Origin of the sequence: Armatimonas sp. (genome assembly GCF_043760365.1) — a bacterium.
In the GTDB taxonomy this organism is placed as follows: domain Bacteria; phylum Armatimonadota; class Armatimonadia; order Armatimonadales; family Armatimonadaceae; genus Armatimonas.
Window position 1 is genome coordinate 1 of record NZ_JAYUPA010000681.1, and the last position, 3,858, is coordinate 3,858.

The following is a 3,858-nucleotide window of genomic DNA, read 5'->3' on the forward strand; positions in this document are numbered from 1 at the left end:
CGGCGAGTTTAAGGCAGGCAAATCCACTCTGATCAACGCACTTATTGGGCGGACTGTCGCCGCAGCCGATGTCTTTGAGCTAACCCAAGTCGTCTGCCGTGTTGTTCCCGTAGACCCTGACGCGCATGAGTATGTCGAATTAAGATCACGTGATCACTCACGTTCACCGGTTCTGTTAGACTGTGACACGTTCGTTGCACAGGCTTTAGCCCGGCAACTGGGCGACTATGAGCTGGCTGTAGTCTATATCCGCTCGGATCTCGGCGTGGTGCTAGTGGATACACCAGGCTTAGGGGCAACACTCAAGAATGAACTTGAGGCTTTGGGGGCACTGGGGACAACGGATATTGCACTTTGTGCGATTGATGGTGAGAGCCTGGGAGGAGGGCGCGATGCGGCAACGATCGCACGTATTCGTGAGATTGATCTTCCCTTCATCTGTGTACTAACAAAGGCGGACACATTTGCTCCGGATGAGCTAAAATTAGTCGTTGACTATATTAGTGAAAATCTGGGGGTTCCACACGAACAGATTTTTCCGGTATCTGCTCTTGCATGCTTATCTGGGAGAGACGAGATAGGAGTAAATCGTCTTCGGCAATATCTAAAAACTGAAGTGGCAACCTCAGGCATTACACTACGAAAACAAGCTTTACTTGCCCAGGCGCGAGATGTAGCTACCGCCTATGGTGTGTGTATAAGTGGCGTGAGTGGTGCACTTGATACTGTCCTACGCGATGTCGATGAATACGCCGCGTCGCTTGATCAAATGGCTGTCACCGTTACGAACGACCTTTGCGCTTCGCTAGCTGCCATGTTACGTGAGCGCCTCCGTCTTGCCATTGAGGAAACAGGAAATCGTCGCGGCGGAGCTCCGTTAACAGAAGCCGATTTTCTCGAAGTCGTTCGAGTCGCTTTTGCTGATGAGACAGAACAGGAATTCATCAGCCACCTTAGTAAACAGCTCGATGAGAGGTTCCAGCATGAGTGGGTAGAAGGGTTCAAAGAGCAGCTATCCTTCCTTCAAACGAACCTTAGCGCCATGAAAAGCGATGCAAATGAAGCAGCTATACGTGATGTAGAGAAAATGATTCGTACAGAACGTCGCCGAGAAGAGGCGGTCAGTGAAGCTGCGAGTTCGGCTTGGAGTGGTATTGCTGTTGCTACAGGCACTACAGTGGCAATAGCAGCTACTGCCCATGTTTTGACGGTTTTGACGCTAATTCCTGGTGGATTGTTTGCAGTTCCGTTTCTGCTGAATGCTTGGAATAAGATGCAAAAAGCAGACGATGTCGATGGGGAGTCTAATCCTGATGATCTAAGAAAGGCCATAGAGCAGTGGCGTGAGACGGTGATTTCCGATGTGCTGGAGTACCTACACCCCCGGATGTTAGAACTGAATCGTGACGTGGCAGCTAAGGCGGCAAAGAACTATGCGACCAAGACACCCAACTGGCCTCTGACCCTTCCGGAGTTACACCAACTACGGAGCGAGGCGCTTGCATTGCATGGCGAATTGAAAATATCTATGGGGCATAATCTCATCTGAGAGAAAATCGGAAAAAGGCAATCTAGAACATGGCGATCACGAACTACGAGCGCGTTGGTAAGGCGATGGAGCTGCTCAAGAGCGGGCTGACTCCCTTTATCGAGCGGGAGCTTTCCTCCCAGCACGGGAAGTACTGGATCACCAAAGTCACCGAGAACTGGCGCGAGGACATCAAGTTCGAGGGCGACGACGACTCCCCGCACCTAGACGTGGCGCTACTGCTGCGCGTGATGTGGGAGCAGTGGAACGACACCTTCCGCAAGACCCTCGGGTTCTCGGAGCGCAGCCTGGTGAGCGAACTGCGCGATGCCCGCAACAAGTGGGCACACCAGGAGAGCTTCTCCAGCGACGACACCGACCGGACATTAGACTCAGCCGCCCGATTGCTCACGGCGCTTTCTGCACCGGAAGCCGACGAAGTGGACAAGATGAAGCGCGAACTGCGACGGCTGATCTTCGACGAGCAGACCCGTGCGGAGAAGCGTAAGAGTGCCGGAACCGCCATCGAGAGCGCGGCGGCGGGCAATCTCAAGCCTTGGCGCGATGTCATTACGCCCCATAAAGATGTCGCCAGCGGACGCTACCAGCAAGCCGAGTTCGCCGCCGATCTCTGGCAGGTGCACCTTGGGGAGGGCAGCGATGAGTACAAGAACCCCATCGAGTTCTTCCGCCGCACCTACCTCACCGAAAGCCTCAAGCAGATGCTCATTGGGGCAGTCCAGCGCCTCACTGTGGGCGGCGGCGACCCGGTCGTGCAGCTCCAGACCAACTTCGGTGGCGGCAAGACCCACTCCATGCTCGCCCTCTGGCACTTGTTCTCGGGCGTTGCCCCCACGGATCTCGCGGGCGTGGACACGGTGATGGCGGATGCGGGCGCGACCAGCCTGCCCACGGCGCGGCGCGTGGTGCTGGTAGGCAACAAGATCTCCCCCGGTCGGCCTATCGTTAAAGAAGACGGCACCACGGTTCGCACGCTCTGGGGGGAGCTTGCCTGGCAGCTTGGCGGAAAAGATGCCTACGCCCGCATTCAAGCAGACGACGAGAACGCGACCAGCCCCGGCGATGCCCTGCGCGAGCTGTTCAACGACTACGGCCCGTGCCTGATCCTCATTGATGAGTGGGTTGCCTACGCCCGCCAGCTCCACGACCAGAGCGATCTGCCCGCTGGTGGCTTCGAGACCCAGTTCACCTTCGCCCAGGTGCTCACCGAGTCCGCCAAGCTCGCCAAGAACTGCTTGCTGGTCATCAGCCTCCCCGCCTCGGACACCTCCGGCTCGCCGCACACTCAGGCGGACGATGTCGAAGTCGGCGGTGCACGGGGGCGTGAGGCGCTGGATCGTTTGCGCAATGTCGTCGGGCGCGTCGAATCATCGTGGCGACCTGCGAGCGCCGAGGAGGGCTTTGAGATCGTCCGCCGCCGCCTCTTCGAACCGCTCACCGATGCCGCGCAGTTCAAAGACCGCGATGTCATGGCGCGTGCCTTCGCTGATCTCTACCGCACCCAGCACCAGGAGTTCCCGCCCGAGTGCCGCGACTCTGACTACGAGACACGCCTCAAAGCCGCCTACCCGATCCACCCCGAGGTCTTTGACCGGCTCTACACAGACTGGTCCACTCTCGTCAAGTTCCAGCGCACCCGTGGCGTCCTGCGCCTCATGGCCGCCGTGATCCATAGCCTCTGGGAGAAGGGCGATAAGAACCCGCTCATTCTGCCCTCCATGATCCCGATAGACGATCCCCGCGTGCAGTTCGAGCTAACACGCTACCTCTCGGACAACTGGGTTCCGGTGATCGAAAAGGACGTAGACGGCCCCAACTCGCTCCCACTTCGAATAGATGGCGACGTGCCAAACTTAGGCAAGTTCGCCGCCGCCCGCCGTGTCGCTCGCACGGTCTATCTGGGCTCCGCACCGCTCACGCAAGCCGCACACCGTGGTCTGGAAGACCGGCGCATCAAGCTCGGCTGTGTCCTGCCCGGAGAATCACCGGCTGTCTTTGGGGACGCGCTCCGCCGCCTCGCGGGCGCAGCAACCTACCTCTACCAGGATGGTCCGCGCTACTGGTACAGCACCCAGCCCACTGTCACCAAGCTCGCCGAAGACCGTGCAGAGCAGCTTAAGCGTGACCCCGACAAAGTCCACAAGGAGCTGGAGAAGCGCCTGCGGGAGAACCTGCGCAAGGCGGGCGACTTCAGCCGCATCCACCCGTTCCCACAGTCCAGCCAGGATGTCCCCGACGATCTCGATGCCCGCTTGGTCGTGCTGGGCATTGACCACGCCTACAGCAAGGAAGCGGGCAACCTCGCCGAG

At 58.4% G+C, this 3,858-nt stretch carries 2 protein-coding genes; both read left to right on the top strand.

Annotated elements, in window-relative coordinates; all coding sequences use genetic code 11:
* A partial coding sequence (locus tag ACH2EH_RS15870) for a dynamin family protein (RefSeq protein ID WP_395143062.1) occupies positions 1-1,549 on the top strand: 1,549 nt, incomplete at its 5' end.
* A gap of 29 nt (positions 1,550-1,578) precedes the next feature.
* Positions 1,579-3,858: Swt1 family HEPN domain-containing protein (locus tag ACH2EH_RS15875; protein WP_395143064.1), on the top strand; the 2,280-nt coding region annotated here is incomplete at its 3' end.